The following is an 18,042-nucleotide window of genomic DNA, read 5'->3' as shown; positions in this document are numbered from 1 at the left end:
AGATATGAATGCGTCAATACAACATGATTTTCAAACATCTAAATCTCATATTCGTCATATACATCATTGTGATGTGCTGGTCATCGGTTCAGGTGCGGGTGGATTATCAACTGCTATTACCGCAGCAGCGCAAGGATTGAATGTGATTGTTGCAGAAAAGGCAACAGTTTTTGGCGGCACAACGGCAGTTTCTGGGGGCTGGTTATGGATACCGAATACGCCTCATGCAGAAAAAGCTGGTCAGGCAGAACCGATTGACATGCCAAAACAGTACCTTAAACAGGTTTTGGCTGAATATTATGATGAAAATAAAATTCATACTTATTTAACCCGTGCACCTGAGATGGTTGATTTTTTTGAGAAATCAACTTCGGTCAAATTTAATATGGGTACTGCGGTTCCTGATTTTTTTGATGTCGCTGGTTCTCGTGTTGGTTGGCGCTCTATTGTTGCTGCACCTTTTGATGGGCGAGAGTTGGGACCCAATTTGCATTTGCTCAAGCCTGCAATTCCGGAAACCACCGTGTGGGGGATGGGAATTGCATCCGGTGTAGATATGAAACATTTTCTAAATACTTTTCGTCATGTTTCATCTTTTATCTATGCCACCAAACGTGTCCTTCGTCATTTTGTTGATCTTTTATTCAGACAGCGTTCAACACAAATCGTTAATGGCAATGCTCTGGTGGCACGACTGTTAAAATCTGCATTGGACTATCGGGTAAAATTATTAGCCAATCACAAGGCTATTGAATTGATTAAAGATAATAATCGAATTACCGGTGCTTTATTTAACACTCCGCAAGGTATCGTCCAAATTAATGCCAAGTGTGGTGTGGTGTTGGCAACTGGTGGATTTCCACATGATGAAGCCAGAAAAAAACAACTTTTTAAACATGTCGCAGAGGGAACACCACATTATTCGGCAGCACCAGAGACAAATACTGGTGATGGCTTGAATCTGGCAGAAGCAGTAGGGGGAGAAGTTGATCAACAATTGCCTTCGGCAGGTGCTTGGGCGCCGGTTTCACTGATGCCACGTCTGGATGGCACATTGGGTCGTTTTCCTCATTTGGTGGAACGCGGCAAACCCGGATTAATTGCTGTTTTAGCCAATGGACAACGCTTTACCAATGAGGGAGATTCTTATCCTGCATTTATTAAGGACTTATTTAATCATAGTAAAACAGGTGAATTGGTACGTTGTTGGTTGATTTGCGATCATAAGTTTATTCGTCGTTATGGTCTGGGGGCAGTCAAACCATTTCCATTATCGATACAACCTTGGCTGGATAATGGCTATTTAAAATCTGACAATACACTGCAAGCTTTGGCACAACAATGTGGTATTGAGATCCAGCAATTTCAAAAAACTGTAGAAAATTACAACCATTTTGCCAAAGACGGGCAAGATCCACAGTTTGCTCGCGGAACCACGCCTTATCAAAAAGCACAGGGGGATAGTGAGCACTTCCCGAACCCGTGTATCGCACCGATTGAAAATGCGCCTTTTTATGCCATAGAGATTGTACCTGGTAGTTTGGGCACCTTTGCCGGATTACATACCACACTGGACGGCAATGTCCTGGATAAACATACACATCTTCCTATTCAAGGTTTATATGCAGTCGGTAATGACATGAACAGCATAATGGGTGGTCAATATCCAAGTGGTGGAATTACCTTAGGGCCTGCCATGACCTTTGGTTATTTAGCTGGCTTAGACCTAGCTAAACAAGCCCATTTAAATCAAATACAACATGCAAAAGGATAATCACATGGAAAAAGTGGTCGATTTACTGGTGATTGGTGCCGGAGCAGCGGGTATGTCCGCTGCATTATTTGCCAAGCTTAATGGTCTGGATGTCCTGCTTTGTGAAAAAACAGATCAGGTCGGTGGTACCTCCGCAACATCCGGAGGCACAATCTGGGCACCCGGTTCTCATCTAAGCGCTAAAGCGGGTGTCCCGGATGATATTGAACAGGCCCGTATTTTTTTAAAAGCAGTAGTGGCCGGACGTGGTGGAGAATCACTACGAGAGGCTTTTCTACAATCCAGTCCTCAGATGATTCGCGATCTGGATGAAAAAACCAGTGTAAAGTTAAATGCCTGTCTGGCCCATCCTGATTATGTTAAAAATCAGCCCGGGGAGGCTTTTGGCGGTCGTGCACTTGCACCCGCCGAATTTGATGGCAGTCTTTTAGGTAAAGATTTTAGACATGTACGTCCACCACGTCCGGAATTTATGGGGCTGGGTGGAATGATGGTTAACCGCAATGAATTAACGTCGTTATTAAATCCATTTTCGTCTGCCAGTAATTTTATTACGACATTAAAGGTGGTTTTGCCTTATTTCCTTTCTAGATTACGTTTTAACCGAGGCACACGTCTGGTTATGGGCAATGCGCTGGTCGGGAGTTTGTTTTATAACCTAAAACAAAAGCAAGTTCCTGTATGGTTCAATGCGCCTTTACAAACATTAATTTGTGAACAGGGCAAAGTCATTGGCGCAAAAATCATGACTGAAAAAGGGCCGATTACCATTAAAGCACGGCAGGGTGTTGTACTTGCTACAGGCGGGATCGGCTGGAACAGTAAAATTCGGCAGCAACTTTTTCCACAAGGTTTAACTCAGGATTCGCTGGCACCAGTATCTAATACTGCTGATGGTTTAACACAAGCCATGCATATTGGTGCAAAACTTGATCCTTCTGTAGACAGTAGTGTGTTGTATTTTCCCTGTTCTATTCATACCCATAAAAATGGCTATAAAGCAATTTGGCCACATATTATTTTAGACCGGGCAAAACCGGGCGTTATTGCCGTTAATCCGGATGGGCAGCGATTTGTTAATGAAGCAGATTCCTATCACGATTTTTGTATGGCTCAGATCAAAAGTAATGTGGGCAAAAATAAAATCGTTTCTTATCTGATTTGTGATCACACCGCGATTGAAAAATATGGGCTTGGCTTTGTCTTACCGGGCGCAAAAAAACTGAATTATTTTTTACAGGAAAAATATTTGTTTTCTGCCCCGACCTTACAAGCTTTGGCAGAAAAAACAGGCATTAATCCCAAAGGTCTAACACAAACAATACAACGCTTTAATCATTTGGTGGACAAAGGTGAAGATAGCGATTTTGCGAAGGGATCTGGTGTGATGAACCGTTTTAATGGTGATGCAGAGATTCAACCGAATCCTTGTCTGGGTAAATTGCAACAACCACCATTTTATGCGCTACCCGTCATTCCTATGGATTGTGCTAGCAGTGCCGGACTTGCAGGTGATGAGTTTGGCCGTGTATTGGATGACCAGCAACAGGTCATCCCCGGATTATTTGCTTGTGGAAACGATTTATCTTCAATTTTTAAAGGAACTTATCCGGGACCGGGAACAACATTAGGCCCGGGGATGGTTTTTGCTTGGCGTATTGCACAATTTGCAGCCGGGAAACTCAACCAGACAACATCTTCTTCGAATCAGCAACTCAACCCACCCCAAAGTTTAGCACAGGAGTACAAATCAGCATGAAACTTTATCAACTTATCAATATCACCATCAAAATGGGTACCGCCGGATCCGTCGCAGAGGGTATTCAACAGTTTTATCAGGCAGAAAATGCCAAAGCTACATTATTAGGTGTGTTCTTTTCCGATATTGGTCAACTGAATCAAATTGTCGTTCTTCTCGGGTTTAATTCACAAGCCGATCAGGAAAGTGAAAATCAGCGTCTTGCCGAACAGGAAAATTTATTCAATAGTCCAGAACATATTATCCGTTATTCTGTAGAGCATTTTGCCGGATTTGATTTTTTACCTGAAGTAGAATTAGGTGAATTTGGCCCGGTTTATGAAATCCGTACCTATGAATTAAAACATGGCGGTATTCCACATGTCCTCGATGCCTGGAAAAATGCCGTACCGACACGTACCCAATATTCCAAATTGACGATTGCCATGTATGCGCTGGACGGTAATCCGCGTATTGTAAGTATCTGGCCATATACATCTTTAAATGAACGTTCCGAAATCCGTGCGAAATCGGTTGCGGATGGTATTTGGCCACCTAAAGGCGGACCACAATGGCTTACCCATGAAATGAAATCAATGATTGCTTTACCCACAGCTGTTTCACCATTGAAATAATCCAAGTCCTCAATTGCAATCTAGCCAGTTTTTAAATCAAAGACTGGCTTTTAAATGTGACTTACCATAAAAAAATTAAAGTATATTTTTTATATATGGATCATATTTTGTGATAAATAAATATTTAATAGATCATAAAAAAGGAACCCAAAAGTTCCTCTTGTATAGGTAATTATGCTGTAGCAGCTAAAAATTGTAATGGTTCAATATGCACAGTACGTTGTTCTCGTGCAGATTTTTCAATACATTCCAGTAATTGAATATTTCTAATCGCATCTTCGGGAGAAGAAAGAGGTGAAATTTTTCCTTCACTGACTTCAATAAAATGCGAAAGCTGATTCATATAGACATCTTCATCTTTATTGGGTAACTGCTGCTTTTTAATCAATGCCGTAGACCAGCTTTTTGTCGAGTCATCAGGATAGCGCCAATATTCCAGATTTGGAACACTCAATGCACCTTCGGTACCGCTGATAAAATAACAATTTTGATCAGGTGAAGATGCGAAACTTGTTTTATTTTCCTCGGTATTTTGATCCCAACCCCACGGCGAAACTGCGGCATCTGAAGCGAGAAGTGTGCCTAGCGCCCCATTTTTAAAGCGAACTAAAATAGAAATTGTATCTTCGACCTCTAATTTTCGGTTGTGGTGTGAAGTCATGGCATGTACTGATTCAATTTCACCATTTAAATAACGCATCAAATCCAGATCATGGACTAAATTAATCGCTAAAACACCGGCACCGGACTTACGATGCCATTCGATTTCAAAATAGCTATCAGGTTTATAAACTGTCCATAATGCATTAAATGTATTAATTTTGCCTAATATGCCTTGTTGAATAAGATCATAAGCCTGTTGAATAATTTTATTATGGCGACGATGATGGCCGACCAAAATTGGAACATTAAGTTTTTTTTGTTCGGAAATTAACTGTAATGCTTCCTCAGTATTTAAAGCCAGCGGTTTTTCCAGTAAACAGGGAATACCATATTGCATACATTCGATCGCAGTAGATACATGGAAGCGATTGGGATTTGCTATGACAACACCATCTAATTTGCATCTCTGCAAAAGTTCTTCCAGATCTTTAAAATTTGGTACTTGAAATTCCTGTGCCATTGCTTCCGAAAATGGATCACATACTGCAATTAGTTCAGTTTCGGGATGTTTTTGAATGGTTTGAGCATGTTGCTTACCCATAATGCCTGCGCCAATGATGGCAATTTTTTTAATCGTCATTTTAAGCAACTCCTTGCTGTGACAGATGAGTAGGGGAAAGAGAAAATGTAAGTTTGTTTAAATCTTCCAGACTGAATGTAACTGACTCCATCTTTAAATTTTGCTGAAAAACTAACAGAAATTCAATGTATCAATCCCTAACAGTCATTTCTAAATCAGCATGTACTTCACTGAAATATCAATGAAATAATTGCTGTAAAAGCTTATCTATATGCAAAATTTTTATGATGAGTAATACTCAGCACATCCATGTACCAACTGATATATTAACAAAACTTTTTATTTTATGGAACATTGTTCCAAAATTTATGATAAGTTTATGATGAAATCTTAAAAACTACCATAACAATCTATTAAGGAGATCATCATGGCTATTATGGATTTTACACCTGTTCAGGAATTATTAGGTAAAGAGGTCTGTTTTCGAGATCTTGCTTTTGAGCAAAGTTTTGAAGAATACAAACAGTCATTTAAAAACGACGATTTTATGAATGAAGTTTATTTAGAAAGATTCAAGTTTGGGAGAATCGCTGGTTGTACAGTTGATTTAGATGAATTTGGACAGTTGAGTTATGGAATATTGGTTGAAGAAACTTATTATTCACTTAATGAATTACAACTGCTTTTTATTTCGAATAAATCCTTAAAATCAACCAGAGAATTGATTGATAAATAAGTCGAGTAGCGAGAGGTAATTTATTACCGAGCCGTCAAGTGCAGCACCAACATTTGATTGCGGAACGCAATATGTAGGGTGCTGTCATAGATATCTTATTTAACATAATATACATTATACGAAATATTTTATAAAATTTAAACCCAGAATGATTCTGGGCCTAAAATCATAATTTGACTATATTGATCCCTACATTGCCTGATCAAATAACAAATCTACTTTTGCCTTGTCATGTATATTATCCAGATATGTCTGTGCCTGCTCACCAAATACAATACCTTTTACAATTGTTAATGAGCGTAATAAAGGAAATAATTTAAAGTCGTCCAGATCAATCCGATTGTGCTTAGCAAGAATTGGCTCAAGTTGTTGTAGGCTTTGATTAGTCGGTTTTAAATAAAGCTCGGTATCTACAATCAATTGATCCAGATCACCAAAAGCTTTTGCTTCACGCTCACGATAAAATTGACGTGCTTCGGGTGTAGAAATTTCTTTAAATTGTCCTTTGGTAAATCTAGGTATGGCTAGCTTAAAAATATCGTCTGCTGCGCGCTCACACCATTCGCTTATTTCGCTATTTTGAGGCTCATGCGTATATTTTTCTTCACCAAATTGATCCAGATATTTCACAATATCCATGCTTTCTGTCATATAGGTTCCATCATCCTTTTGTAAAATGGGCACCACTTTTTTACCGACCATGCGAATAGGTGTTTCGGCATCACCCTCCATAATCACTTGATATTGCATATTTAAATTTTTAAAACCAGAAATCATGCGGGTACGTAAACAAAATGGACAATGTTGATAGATAAAAAGTTTCATCATTTTTCCTTAGCAATTTAAATGTTCAGTTCTGTTGATATTGTTTAAGTACTGTAGGTGCTGCAAGATAATCATCAATTGATGAAACGAGTTTATCCCAATGTGGTGTTGTATGATGAAATTCAATGGCTTGTTCATCTTTCCAATGTTCGATTAATAAGAATGTATTTTCCTGCAAGATGTCTTCAGCCATTTGATAATGCAGATTTCCAGCTTCTTTGCGGGATTCTTCAATAATTTCATGGAAAAGTTCCAGAAAATGGTGTCTTGCATTAGGTTTCACTTTTAAAAAAACATTTAAAACAATCATGGTTATATACTTTATGATAAAGATAAATAGATGATTTTCATTACAATCCAATTGGATGTTGTTTTCTATCAATTTTATGTTTTTTTAAGTTATTCAATACAATATTAACTGTTTTTGAACATTCAAAATCTGATATATTTAAGCATTAAAATTACATAACTTTTAAATAAAATTCTATTGTGTTCAATAGATTAGAGATTTAAACCATGCTAAAACCATGCTGTGATTATTTAGAACAACATCAGCTGACCATTGCCTTTATCGAAAGTGCCAGTTCCGGCTATCTCAGTAGCCAATTTTCTATCTACAAAAATAGCGGTGCTGATATTTTATTGGGTGGATTGGTCAGTTACGATCCAAGTATCAAAATTTCTATCTTAAAAGTCGATCCTGTTTTAATTGAAGAATATAGCGCGGAGTCTGCACAAGTCACTGATGCAATGGCAATTCAGGGTAAAAAATTATTTACTGAAGCTGATGTGATTGTGGCCTGTACCGGTTTACTTAAACCTGGTGGTAGCGAATCTTCACAAAAACCGGAAGGTACATTTTTTATTTCGATTTTATATCAAGCGAACATTTCTTCATTCCGATATTTTATTGGAGGTTCCCCGCTTGATCGTTTAAATCAACTGACTGAAAATGTGGCTAAGGAAGTTTTACAGATTATTTCAGCTTAAATCTATTTTAGAAAGCCTTAAGCTGTTTTTGGTAGACTGTCCTGTCCATCTCGATGATTTCAACACATAATTGAACTTCTAGCTGATTGGCATCAAAATCTTCAAATTGTTGTAATACATCCAATACATCGTGACTTATCTGTTGTTTTTGCTCAAGTGTACGGCCAGACAGTAGATATATTTTGACATGGATATAAGCCTGATTATTATGTCCTGCACCAATTACAAAATCCTGATCAACTCGCAGACGTGCTTTGATGTCATTGCGCTGGGCGATGCTACCGGTCGCAAATAAAGTTTGATTAATTTTTGTCAATAAATCAATTGCATTGAGTTTTTTGATATTTGCAGATTGTTCAACAATGACATGTGGCATACATATTTTCCTTGTATTTTATAGATAAAAAAACCCGATACATTCAGCATCGGGTTTAATTTTACTGTTGACTTAAACTTAAAGTTGAACCAGCTGCTGAATTTTCTGTACTGCAACATCAAGTGTTGTCGCATCAATACTGGAATCAGCAAAATCAACCTGATCTACAATAATGGTCAAACCAGTTTCTCGTAATAGATCAACCTGCTGTGCATCCAGGCCTGCTTTTGCCAAGGCAACAATACCATTTTCCAGCAAAGCACGTTCCAATTGCTGCGCTTGCTTGAAGATTTCGGCATTTACCGCCAATACCGCAGGTTTTTGTCCCAAACGTGCTGCACGTTCTTCACTACTTACAGCCTGCTCTTTATTAGACAATTGTGCAGTATCTTCAATCATCGCTGCGCCAATGGTGACATTGCTTAGACGATCGATAAAGATAAAGGCACCGGTATAACGGCTGTCAAGATAGTTATCAAATACAACTGGACGGTCAAATTCTACCGTAATATCAGCAATGGCATTGAGTTCAAGTTGTTCAGCCGGTATTTTTTCCAGTGTATTGACATCAATACGATAGTTAATTTCACTGACTTTAGCCGGTACATTTTGCACCCCAACCTTGACATTATATAATTTACCTTTAACCAAGGGTTGTTCATTCATCCAGACCACGGTCGCACGTACTGCACGGGAAACCTGTGGCAATGCCCGCGGATGAACAATCATATCGCCACGGCTAATGTCGATTTCATCATTTAAAGTTAAAGTGACTGCCTGACCGGCAAATGCATGTTGCAAATTGCCATCGTAAGTCACGATTTCTTTGATTGAACTGCGTTTACCCGAAGGTAGAGCCACAATTTCATCACCAACATTGACCGAACCTAATACGATATTACCGGCAAAGCCACGGAAATCCAGATTTGGGCGATTGACATACTGCACAGGGAAACGGAAATCTTTTTTCTTGGTGTCATGGGCAATTTGCACAGTTTCCAGAATATTCATCAACGTTTTACCTTGATTTTCTCCTGAAAAATACCATGGCGTATTTTCCGATGGATTAACCACGTTATCACCATTTAATGCAGAAATCGGTACAAAATGAATTTCTGTTGGCGCACGGTCACCCAGATATTTTATAAATTCCAGATAATCCGCCTGAATCTGATTAAATTTATCCTGAGAAAATTCAACCAAATCCATCTTGTTAATCGCAACAATAATATTACGAATACCCAGTAATGCCGAAATAAAGGTATGACGACGAGTTTGGGTCTGTACACCATAACGTGCATCAATCAGGATAATGGCAAGGTCACAAGTTGATGCACCTGTCGCCATATTACGAGTATATTGTTCGTGTCCCGGGGTATCGGCAATAATAAATTTACGTTTTTCGGTTGAGAAATAACGGTAAGCGACATCAATGGTAATGCCCTGCTCACGTTCTGCCTGTAAGCCATCGACCAGTAAGGCAAGATCGATTTTATCACCTTGTGTACCGACTTTTTTACTATCACGTTGTACTGCTTCCAGTTGATCTTCATAGATCATTTTGGAATCATGTAATAAACGTCCGATCAGCGTACTTTTACCATCATCAACATTTCCGCAAGTCAGGAAGCGGAGTAAGTCTTTTTGTTCATGCTGTTTTAAATACGCCAAAATATCCTGGCTAATCAGCTCGGATTGATGAGACATGTTTTTGCTCCACCTAATTTAGAAACTTAGACTAAAAATAGCCTTCTTGCTTTTTCTTTTCCATTGAACCAGCTTCATCATGGTCAATCATACGACCCTGACGTTCTGAACTTGTGGTCAACAGCATTTCCTGAATGATTTCAGGTAAGGTATCCGCTTCGGATTGCACTGCACCAGTCAATGGATAACAACCAAGGGTGCGGAAACGTACCGATTTTATGTCCGGTACTTCGCCTTCTCTTAATGGGAAGCGTTCATCATCAACCATAATCAAGGTGCCATCACGTTCTACTACAGGACGTTTAGCTGAATAGTACAATGGCACAATCGGAATTTGCTCCAGATAGATATATTGCCAGATGTCCAGTTCGGTCCAGTTGGACAATGGGAATACACGGATGCTTTCGCCTTGATTGACTTTACCGTTATAAATATTCCAGAGTTCCGGACGCTGATTCTTAGGATCCCAGCGATGTTTATTATCACGGAAAGAATAAACACGTTCCTTGGCACGGGATTTTTCTTCATCACGGCGGGCACCACCAAAAGCAGCATCAAATTTATATTTATCCAATGCTTGCTTTAAGGCCTGAGTTTTCATGATATCGGTATATTTGGAACTACCGTGATCAAACGGATTGATATTTTGTGCGATACCATCCAGATTTTTATATTCAATCAGATCCAGACCTAACTTCTTGACCATTTCATCACGGAAAGTGATCATTTGTTTAAACTTCCAGCCGGTATTGACATGCAATAGCGGAAATGGAAGTTTGGCTGGATAGAATGCTTTCATGGCCAGATGAAGCATGACTGCTGAGTCTTTGCCAATTGAATATAACATCACTGGATTGTCAAATTCGGCCGCCACTTCACGTATGATATGAATACTTTCAGCTTCTAACTGTTTAAGGTGGGTTAATCTTTCATCAGACATTGCAGACTCTAGCTATAACGTTAAATTTCAGCCCTGCATTCTAGCATACAATCGACTAACTTTTTGATAACTAGATCAATCTTATTTTTAGCGATGTAAATATGAATTAAGTTTTATGAAATATTCAGATATATGAATGAAATAGATTTCTTATAATATTTTTTTATATCAATATATAAAAAAATGAAATAATTTATGCTTATATTGCTTATTTATAAAAAGAATTTAGCAGACCTCACTCACGCAATGTAACAGTTTGATCGTATAGCAAAGATTTATTATTTAAGCAGGCAAATTTTATTTTTGACAATTTAACTTTATTCTGAATGCACTTGGACCTAGAATAGCCGGTTTTATTAAAATAGTTCGATATGTGTATGACTACACCAGCGCCACAACTTAAACGTTCTATGCAGGGTCGCCATCTTGTGATGATTTCATTAGGTGGTGCGATCGGAACTGGACTATTTTGGGTTCTGGTGAAGTCATTTCGCAAACAGGCGCAATTGGAGCGATTCTGGCCTATGCACTAGGCGGACTCATCGCCTATATGGTCATGTTGTGTCTGGGTGAACTTGCGGTACATATGCCGATTGCCGGTTCATTTGGGGAATACGCAGGTCGCTATATCAATCCTGCTACAGGCTATATGGTGGCTTGGATGTACTGGCTCACATGGACAGTGACCTTAGGTACCGAGTTTACCGCTGCCGCATTATTGATGCAGGAATGGTTTCCGCATGTTCCCATCTGGATCTGGATTGTGATTTTTGCTGCGACTGTCTTTTTTCTCAATATCAGTTCAACCCGATTTTTTGCCGAAGCCGAATTCTGGCTGGCACTGGTAAAAGTGGCAACAGTTGTACTTTTTATTATTCTGGGTACAGCTGCAATTGTCGGCATCATACCGATGCAGGGTTATGATACTGCGCCATTATTGAGTAATCTCACCAAAGATGGCTGGTTCCCGGAAGGTTTCTGGCCCATTTTTGCCACAATGCTGGTGGTTAACTTTGCCTTTTCCGGTACAGAGTTAATCGGTGTTGCAGCAGGTGAAACAGAAAACCCGGAAAAAAATATCCCACGTGCTATTAATGCAGCAATCTGGCGCTTACTGATCTTTTTTGTCGGAACTATTATTATTGTCAGTGCTTTATTGCCTTATCAAGCCACCGCAGTCAACGATACGCATGGTTTAAGTCATAGTCCTTTTGTCAGTGTGTTTTCCCGCATTGGTATTCCCTATGCAGAAGATTTAATTCGTTTTGTGATCATTACTGCCCTGCTTTCTGCGGCAAATTCAGGGTTGTTTGCAGCTTCGCGTATGTTATGGTCTTTATCCAGTACACAAAAACTTCCGGCAGTTTTTTCCCGCCTGAGTCGTACTGGTACACCGATGATTGCAATATGTGTCACCATGATGGGTGCCATCCCAGGATTACTTTCCGAGTTTTATGCCCCCGAAGTGATCTTTACCAATTTATTGAATATTGCAGCATTTACCATGGTCATTGTCTGGATTTCCATTTGCGTGAGTCAGTTCAACTTTAGACGACAATGGTATAAATCTGGCCATACTGTTTCGCAACTTAAATTTGCTGCACCGCTTTATCCGCTTACACCGATATTGGGTGGAATATTCTGTGTCTTAACCTGTTTGAGTATGGCAACCGATTCCAATATGCGTGCCAGTTTTATTGGTTGTCTGATGATTGTTGCACTGTGCTATATCAGTTATTTTATTTCTGTGAAAAAAACTAAACACTAAAAATATTGATATATTGCCTAATCAGATTGTAGGTTACGCAATATATCAATTAATTTCCCTTTAACTGTCAGTTATCTTCAGGCAGAATCCTTGATCATTTGCATAGTCTTGTTACCAATATTGCAACTTTATAACATACCATTATTACTTAAAAAACATTTACTTAGCTTGATATGCAATTTATCATTAAGGTTGAATGAATATGCTTGCAATAATGAAGATGTATTTGACAAGTCTATATTTATCCTATCAAACGATAACAGCATGAAATCACCAACACTACTAAGGTGTGTATTATGAGTCTCGATGGACATTCACATGATCATGACCAGCATGATCATAGTCATATCCCTGCCAATAAAAAAGTTCTAATCATTAGTTTCCTGCTGATCAGTATTTTTATGCTGGTAGAATTTGTCGGTGGCTATCTGACCAATAGTTTGGCGCTCATCTCTGACGCTGGTCATATGCTCAGCGATTCGGTGGCACTGGGCATTGCACTGGCTGCGGTTTTTATTGGACAAAAAAATAGTAATACTCAAAAAAGTTTTGGCTATCAACGTTTTGAAATTCTGGCCGCGGCTTTAAATGGTATTACGCTGGTTGCCATAGCAATTTATATTTTTATTGAAGCCATTCTGCGTTTTCAAACACCACAGCATATTGATGTACAAGGTATGTTAAGCATCAGTGTGATTGGATTAATCATTAATATTTTTGTTGCTTGGATGATGTTTAAAGGCAGTGATACCGAACATGATCTGAATATGCGGGGTGCATTTTTACATGTATTAAGTGATTTACTGGGTTCCGTCGGTGCAATTGTTGCGGCCTTATGTATTTTGTTCTTTGGCTGGTTTTGGGCCGATACCGTGGCCAGTATTATCGTAGCAGTTTTGGTATTACGTAGTGGTTACCTCGTTGCGGTAAAAGCCTCGCATGTGCTAATGCAAGGTACACCGGAACAATTCAATCCTGAAAAAATTAAACATGATATTTTGCAGTTGGAGAATATTATCGATGTCCATGATTTACATATCTGGAGCTTAACCAGTAAACGCTATATTTTGTCTTGTCATATTGTGGTGGATGACACTATGCAAATGGCAGATGTGCAAACTCTATTACATCAGATAGAACATAATATGCTGGATCTTGGCATTGAACACATCACCATTCAGACAGAAACAGCTTCACATCATCATGGACATATCCATAACTGTACAATGGAAAACGAGCAGCATGATCATACACCCGATCAACATTCACATGATGGACATATACAGCAGCACCAACATTAAATAAAAAAGGATTAGGCGTTTAGCACCCATCCTTTTTTAATATTATTTGAAAATTAATTTATATACGCTTGTACAATGATGATCAGACCCAGAATAAAAAAGATCGCCGCAGCAATTTTATGAATCAGTGAAATCGGTAAGCGATTTGCCATTTTATCGCCAATAATCACAGCCGGTGCATTGGCAATCATCATACCGGCTGTGGTACCCATAACTACAGCAATCAGATGATCAAAACGGGCAGATAAAGCGACGGTCGCAATTTGCGTTTTATCCCCCATTTCTGCAAGGAAAAATAAAATGAATGTGGTCGCAAACACACCATATTTTTGCCAGCGATTCACACTTTCCGACTCATCGTCTAGCTTATCTGGAATCAGCATCCACATACCCATGGCGATAAATGAGATGGCAAGAATCCACTGCATCACATCAGGACTGACCAGCCCGGTTAGCCATTGACCAACAAGCGCAGCCAATGCGTGATTGACAATAGTAGAAACTAAAATTGCAAGAATAATGGGAACAGGTTTACGGAATTTGGCAGCGAGAAGTAAAGCAAGCAGTTGTGTCTTATCACCCATTTCTGCGAGAGCGACTAGACCTGTGGAGATTAAAAATGCTTCCATAAAATATACTCTGGCTGGCAATTGAAGACAATTGACAACTATTTCTTGCCAGCCAAAAGCTACCATGCAATGGCGAAAAGGCTATGCATCGGTGACGACAAAAATAGTGTCAATGGTCTTGCCAGTCAGGTTGTCAAGTGAATAAAAAATACTCAGATTGACAACAAGATACAAACGCCATGTTTTCACCCATAGAATGAGCTTGAACAAGTATGTTGACGTTTGTCACGTTATAGCGTGCGGCTACTCCCCAAAGATGCGTCTATTATAAATGAGTTTGATCTCTTTTGCCTTATCTTTTTAAGCCAGAAGCGATCATTGCATTAGGGATGTTTATATTTAAGACATTCCCCAAAAGGATTTGACGGAAAACAATTCGCTGATTACCATCAGAAAGTGATTTGGACTCAGTTTCGCTTTGTGAAAAAATAAATCATGGATCATAAATGATAAATCAAGGGTGTCATGTGAATCTCAACTTTAGTATTAAAGCCTTTTTACTCTCCTCTACACTTGTCGTAACAGGTTGTGCCAGCTTAGGTCCGCATGGTGGTCCTGTCGCCAAACGGGCAGATAAATTATCTGCCGGATTACAAAAAGCATATGCAGTACCTCAATATCAGGCGAATCGGCTCTCTCCCATGATTATCAATAGTGCTGATCATTATGATGTTGATCCAAGACTGGTTTCTGCCATTATTCGGCAGGAATCAAACTTTAATAGCAATGCACGTTCATCTACGGGTGCTGTGGGACTGGGCCAGATTATTCCAAGCTACTGGGCAAAAGTGTGTGGTAATGATCTTTATAATGAAAGCACTAATATCCATTGTACTGCGCATATCCTTTCTACCTATCATGCCCAAGGCGGCAGCTGGAAAAAGGCCATTGCTTATTATAATGTTGGACCTACTGGTTATGAATCCAGTTTCTGGACACGATGGAAAGTGAGAAAATACGTTAAATCGGTAAAACACTTTGAAAAAGAACTCAAGCGTAATTTATAAATCATATTGCGCGCAGCTATCGTAAATTTTAAAAAAAAAGAATGCTTTCTTTTCTTGTAATCGTTAATCTATTGTATATTGCTTATGCTAATCGCCATAAAAAACCGATCTTATCAAAGACCGGTTTTTTGATTAAAACAGATGTGGATTAATCACCTGTATAACCTTTTAACTTCAAACGTGCTGCATGCAATAAAGGTTCGGTATAGCCAGAAGGTTGTTCTGCACCTTTAAAGATCAGGTCGGAAGCGGCTTGGAATGCAATCCCATCAAAGTTTGGTCCCATTGGCGTATAAGCAGAATCATTGGCATTTTGTTCATCAACAATTTTCGCCATTTGTTTCAGCACTTCTTCAACCTGTTCAGTCGTTACGATACCGTGACGCAACCAGTTTGCAACGTGTTGCGAAGAAATACGCAAGGTCGCACGGTCTTCCATCAAGCCGACATTGTTAATATCCGGCACTTTAGAACAGCCTACGCCCAGATCTACCCAGCGCACAACATAGCCCAAGATACCCTGACAGTTATTTTCAAGTTCTTTGGTGATTTCGTCTGTTGTCCAGTTGATATCGCTGGCCAAAGGTGGTGTCAGCAAGTCATCAAGCGGTAAAGGCTGAGTTTTCAGCAATTCCTGCTGACGTTCAGACACATTACATTGATGATAATGAATAGCATGAATCACGGCACCAGATGGTGATGGTACCCATGCACAGCTTGCGCCAGCTTCTGGATGTTCAATTTTGGTTTTGTACATATCCAGCAGCATATCCGGTTTTGGCCACATGCCTTTACCGATTTGTGCTTTACCACGCAAGCCTGTTTCCAGACCGATCATAACATTGCGGTTTTCATAAGCCGGGAACCATTTTTGTCCCTTGATCTCACCCTTACGAACAAATGGACCTGCTTCCATAAAGGTATGGATTTCATCACCTGTACGGTCCATAAATCCGGTATTGATAAAGATGGTACGGTCTTTAGCCTGTGCAATACAGTTTTTCAGATTTACTGAGGTACGACGCTCTTCATCCATGATACCGACTTTCAGCGTTTTTGCTGGTAAGCCCAATGCCTGTTCTACACGTTCAAATAACTCAACGGTAAAAGCAACTTCTTCCGGACCATGCATTTTCGGTTTAACGATATACATCGAACCTTTACGTGAGTTTTTATTTTCGTTTTCACCTTTAATGTCAGCGAAACTCAGTAATGAAGTTACTAACGCATCCAGAATACCCTCAAAAATTTCTTGTCCATTAACAAGAATTGCTGGGTTTGTCATCAAATGACCGACATTACGCAGCAACATCAAAGAACGACCGTGTAAAGTGGTGGTGCCACCAATCAGGTTTTTAACAGTGCGGTCTTTATTTAAGGCACGAGTCACTGTTTTACCATTTTTCTCGATTTTTTCTTCGAGTGTGCCCTTCATCAGACCCAGCCAGTTGCGATAGCCTTCAACTTTTTCTTCGGCGTCTACTGCGGCAACTGAATCTTCCAGATCCTGAATGGTGGTGACTGCTGCTTCCAATACCAAATCTTTAACACCAGCTGCATCTGTCTGACCGATTGCACTATTGGCATCAATCTCGATAATGACATGTAAGCCGTTATTTAACAGCACGATTTCTGTTGGACTTGTTTCATCACCATTAAAACCAACAAACTGTGCTTCATGTTGCAACGCAGTTGTTGTACCGTCTTTTAAGCTGACTGCCAATTTATTATTTTCGATGGCGTATTTTGTTGCATCGGCATGAGAACCTTGAGCAAGCGGGAAGGTTTTATCCAGAAAGTCCTTGGCAAAAGCAATAACTTTTGCACCACGAACTGGGTTGTAACCCTTACCTTTTTCTGCACCGCCATCTTCCGGAATGACATCAAAACCGTATAGGGCATCGTATAAAGAACCCCAACGTGCATTGGCAGCGTTTAGGCAGTAACGTGCATTACGCACAGGTACAACCAGCTGTGGACCAGCCAATAAGGCAATTTCTTCATCGACATTTTCAGTGCTAATCTGAAAATCTTCTACTTCGGGTAGTAAGTAACCAATTTCAGTTAAAAATGCTTTGTAAGCATTTAATTCAAATTTGTTGTTACGGTGCCATTCATCAATTTGTTTTTGAATCGCATCACGCTTTTCTAAAAGCGCCTTGTTTTTAGGGCTTAAATCTACAACGACTTGCTCAAAGTTTTTCCAGTATGTTGCACTGTCAATACCCGTACCTGGGAGTGCTTCATTTTCAATAAAATCATAAAGTTCTTTGGCAATTGCAAGTTTGCCTTGTTGAATACGTTCGGTCATTGTGCTTCCTAACTGTTGGCTACTTTAAGTCAAATAGGTTCCTGTTAGTATACCGATGAAAAAACATCTGCATACTTTTATTCCATTTCTAAATAATAAACATGTTGCAAAAAAATAATAGT

15 protein-coding genes, 1 pseudogene and 1 riboswitch are annotated in these 18,042 nt (G+C 39.4%); of the genes and pseudogenes, 8 read left to right on the top strand and 8 right to left on the bottom strand.

What is annotated here, in order from left to right; genetic code table 11:
* Positions 1–4: 4 nt before the first annotated feature.
* The 3 genes from CRO21_RS12410 to CRO21_RS12400 are packed head-to-tail and all read left to right on the top strand — an operon-like array spanning position 5 to position 4,147.
* Positions 5–1,774, top strand: a complete 1,770-nt coding sequence (locus CRO21_RS12410) for an FAD-dependent oxidoreductase (RefSeq protein ID WP_097079629.1) — start codon at positions 5–7, stop codon at positions 1,772–1,774.
* Between the two features lie 4 nt (positions 1,775–1,778).
* On the top strand, positions 1,779–3,533 hold the full coding sequence (locus CRO21_RS12405) for an FAD-dependent oxidoreductase (RefSeq protein WP_097079628.1): 1,755 nt from the start codon (positions 1,779–1,781) through the stop codon (positions 3,531–3,533).
* The gene (locus CRO21_RS12400; protein WP_097079627.1) at positions 3,530–4,147 is read left to right on the top strand and encodes an NIPSNAP family protein; all 618 of its coding nucleotides are present in this window, start codon (positions 3,530–3,532) and stop codon (positions 4,145–4,147) included. The genes CRO21_RS12405 and CRO21_RS12400 overlap by 4 nt, the downstream gene beginning before the upstream one ends.
* Positions 4,148–4,319: 172 nt before the next feature.
* Here the strand turns inward: CRO21_RS12400 and CRO21_RS12395 are convergent, their stop codons facing one another.
* A complete protein-coding gene (locus tag CRO21_RS12395) occupies positions 4,320–5,390 on the bottom strand; it encodes a Gfo/Idh/MocA family protein (RefSeq protein ID WP_228150441.1) in 1,071 nt (356 codons plus the stop codon).
* 367 nt (positions 5,391–5,757) lie between these two features.
* Between CRO21_RS12395 and CRO21_RS12390 the strand changes: the two genes are divergently transcribed.
* The gene (locus CRO21_RS12390; RefSeq protein WP_097079626.1) at positions 5,758–6,066 is read left to right on the top strand and encodes a hypothetical protein; all 309 of its coding nucleotides are present in this window, start codon (positions 5,758–5,760) and stop codon (positions 6,064–6,066) included.
* Between the two features lie 189 nt (positions 6,067–6,255).
* On the opposite strand, the gene grxB is transcribed toward CRO21_RS12390, so the two are convergent.
* Complete coding sequence (gene grxB / locus CRO21_RS12385) at positions 6,256–6,891, bottom strand: glutaredoxin 2 (protein WP_097079625.1); 636 nt, start codon at positions 6,889–6,891, stop codon at positions 6,256–6,258.
* Between the two features lie 25 nt (positions 6,892–6,916).
* Complete coding sequence (locus CRO21_RS12380; protein ID WP_097079624.1) at positions 6,917–7,201, bottom strand: putative quinol monooxygenase; 285 nt, start codon at positions 7,199–7,201, stop codon at positions 6,917–6,919.
* A gap of 206 nt (positions 7,202–7,407) precedes the next feature.
* Between CRO21_RS12380 and CRO21_RS12375 the strand changes: the two genes are divergently transcribed.
* On the top strand, positions 7,408–7,881 hold the full coding sequence (locus tag CRO21_RS12375) for a CinA family protein (protein WP_097079623.1): 474 nt from the start codon (positions 7,408–7,410) through the stop codon (positions 7,879–7,881).
* Between the two features lie 7 nt (positions 7,882–7,888).
* On the opposite strand, the gene CRO21_RS12370 is transcribed toward CRO21_RS12375, so the two are convergent.
* The 3 genes from CRO21_RS12370 to cysD all read right to left on the bottom strand — a co-directional run bounded on the left by CRO21_RS12370 (position 7,889) and on the right by cysD (position 10,904).
* Positions 7,889–8,257: a 5-carboxymethyl-2-hydroxymuconate Delta-isomerase gene (locus CRO21_RS12370; RefSeq protein WP_097079622.1), complete on the bottom strand. Its 369-nt coding sequence runs from the start codon at positions 8,255–8,257 to the stop codon at positions 7,889–7,891.
* A gap of 78 nt (positions 8,258–8,335) precedes the next feature.
* Positions 8,336–9,964: a sulfate adenylyltransferase subunit CysN gene (cysN, locus tag CRO21_RS12365; RefSeq protein ID WP_097079621.1), complete on the bottom strand. Its 1,629-nt coding sequence runs from the start codon at positions 9,962–9,964 to the stop codon at positions 8,336–8,338.
* Positions 9,965–9,995: 31 nt separating this feature from the next.
* Positions 9,996–10,904 carry a sulfate adenylyltransferase subunit CysD gene (gene cysD, locus CRO21_RS12360; RefSeq protein WP_097079620.1) on the bottom strand — a complete coding sequence of 303 codons (909 nt, stop codon included), beginning with the start codon at positions 10,902–10,904 and terminating at the stop codon, positions 9,996–9,998.
* 371 nt (positions 10,905–11,275) lie between these two features.
* On the opposite strand from cysD, the pseudogene CRO21_RS12355 reads away from it, so the two are divergent.
* Together CRO21_RS12355 and CRO21_RS12350 are read left to right on the top strand one after the other, a co-directional pair.
* A pseudogene (locus CRO21_RS12355) lies at positions 11,276–12,672 on the top strand (amino acid permease).
* Between the two features lie 296 nt (positions 12,673–12,968).
* Positions 12,969–13,973: a cation diffusion facilitator family transporter gene (locus CRO21_RS12350; RefSeq protein WP_097079619.1), complete on the top strand. Its 1,005-nt coding sequence runs from the start codon at positions 12,969–12,971 to the stop codon at positions 13,971–13,973.
* A gap of 53 nt (positions 13,974–14,026) precedes the next feature.
* Here CRO21_RS12350 and CRO21_RS12345 read toward each other — a convergent pair whose 3' ends face one another.
* Positions 14,027–14,602 carry a TMEM165/GDT1 family protein gene (locus CRO21_RS12345; RefSeq protein ID WP_097079618.1) on the bottom strand — a complete coding sequence of 192 codons (576 nt, stop codon included), beginning with the start codon at positions 14,600–14,602 and terminating at the stop codon, positions 14,027–14,029.
* A gap of 114 nt (positions 14,603–14,716) precedes the next feature.
* Positions 14,717–14,866: riboswitch (yybP-ykoY riboswitch) on the bottom strand.
* Between the two features lie 182 nt (positions 14,867–15,048).
* Between CRO21_RS12345 and CRO21_RS12340 the strand changes: the two genes are divergently transcribed.
* The gene (locus CRO21_RS12340; RefSeq protein ID WP_097079617.1) at positions 15,049–15,609 is read left to right on the top strand and encodes a lytic transglycosylase domain-containing protein; all 561 of its coding nucleotides are present in this window, start codon (positions 15,049–15,051) and stop codon (positions 15,607–15,609) included.
* A gap of 148 nt (positions 15,610–15,757) precedes the next feature.
* Here CRO21_RS12340 and CRO21_RS12335 read toward each other — a convergent pair whose 3' ends face one another.
* Entirely contained in the window at positions 15,758–17,920 is a 2,163-nt protein-coding gene (locus tag CRO21_RS12335) for a malate synthase G (protein ID WP_097079616.1), read from the bottom strand.
* Positions 17,921–18,042: the final 122 nt, after the last annotated feature.

Source organism: Acinetobacter puyangensis (genome assembly GCF_900096995.1).
Taxonomy (GTDB): domain Bacteria; phylum Pseudomonadota; class Gammaproteobacteria; order Pseudomonadales; family Moraxellaceae; genus Acinetobacter; species Acinetobacter puyangensis.
The sequence above is the reverse complement of the archived record's forward strand: the minus strand, read 5'-3'. Positions and strand labels throughout refer to the sequence as shown.

What these genes read in the sequence shown, in the direction of transcription:
- cysN (WP_097079621.1), bottom strand. Translation starts at nt 9,964, where the DNA reads ATGTCTCATCAATCCGAGCTGATTAGCCAGGATATTTTGGCGTATTTA.
- CRO21_RS12340 (WP_097079617.1), top strand. Translation starts at nt 15,049, where the DNA reads ATGATAAATCAAGGGTGTCATGTGAATCTCAACTTTAGTATTAAAGCC.
- CRO21_RS12380 (WP_097079624.1), bottom strand. Translation starts at nt 7,201, where the DNA reads ATGATTGTTTTAAATGTTTTTTTAAAAGTGAAACCTAATGCAAGACAC.
- CRO21_RS12390 (WP_097079626.1), top strand. Translation starts at nt 5,758, where the DNA reads ATGGCTATTATGGATTTTACACCTGTTCAGGAATTATTAGGTAAAGAG.
- cysD (WP_097079620.1), bottom strand. Translation starts at nt 10,904, where the DNA reads ATGTCTGATGAAAGATTAACCCACCTTAAACAGTTAGAAGCTGAAAGT.
- CRO21_RS12370 (WP_097079622.1), bottom strand. Translation starts at nt 8,257, where the DNA reads ATGCCACATGTCATTGTTGAACAATCTGCAAATATCAAAAAACTCAAT.
- CRO21_RS12395 (WP_228150441.1), bottom strand. Translation starts at nt 5,390, where the DNA reads ATGACGATTAAAAAAATTGCCATCATTGGCGCAGGCATTATGGGTAAG.
- CRO21_RS12410 (WP_097079629.1), top strand. Translation starts at nt 5, where the DNA reads ATGAATGCGTCAATACAACATGATTTTCAAACATCTAAATCTCATATT.
- CRO21_RS12345 (WP_097079618.1), bottom strand. Translation starts at nt 14,602, where the DNA reads ATGGAAGCATTTTTAATCTCCACAGGTCTAGTCGCTCTCGCAGAAATG.
- CRO21_RS12350 (WP_097079619.1), top strand. Translation starts at nt 12,969, where the DNA reads ATGAGTCTCGATGGACATTCACATGATCATGACCAGCATGATCATAGT.
- CRO21_RS12400 (WP_097079627.1), top strand. Translation starts at nt 3,530, where the DNA reads ATGAAACTTTATCAACTTATCAATATCACCATCAAAATGGGTACCGCC.
- grxB (WP_097079625.1), bottom strand. Translation starts at nt 6,891, where the DNA reads ATGAAACTTTTTATCTATCAACATTGTCCATTTTGTTTACGTACCCGC.
- CRO21_RS12405 (WP_097079628.1), top strand. Translation starts at nt 1,779, where the DNA reads ATGGAAAAAGTGGTCGATTTACTGGTGATTGGTGCCGGAGCAGCGGGT.
- CRO21_RS12335 (WP_097079616.1), bottom strand. Translation starts at nt 17,920, where the DNA reads ATGACCGAACGTATTCAACAAGGCAAACTTGCAATTGCCAAAGAACTT.
- CRO21_RS12375 (WP_097079623.1), top strand. Translation starts at nt 7,408, where the DNA reads ATGCTAAAACCATGCTGTGATTATTTAGAACAACATCAGCTGACCATT.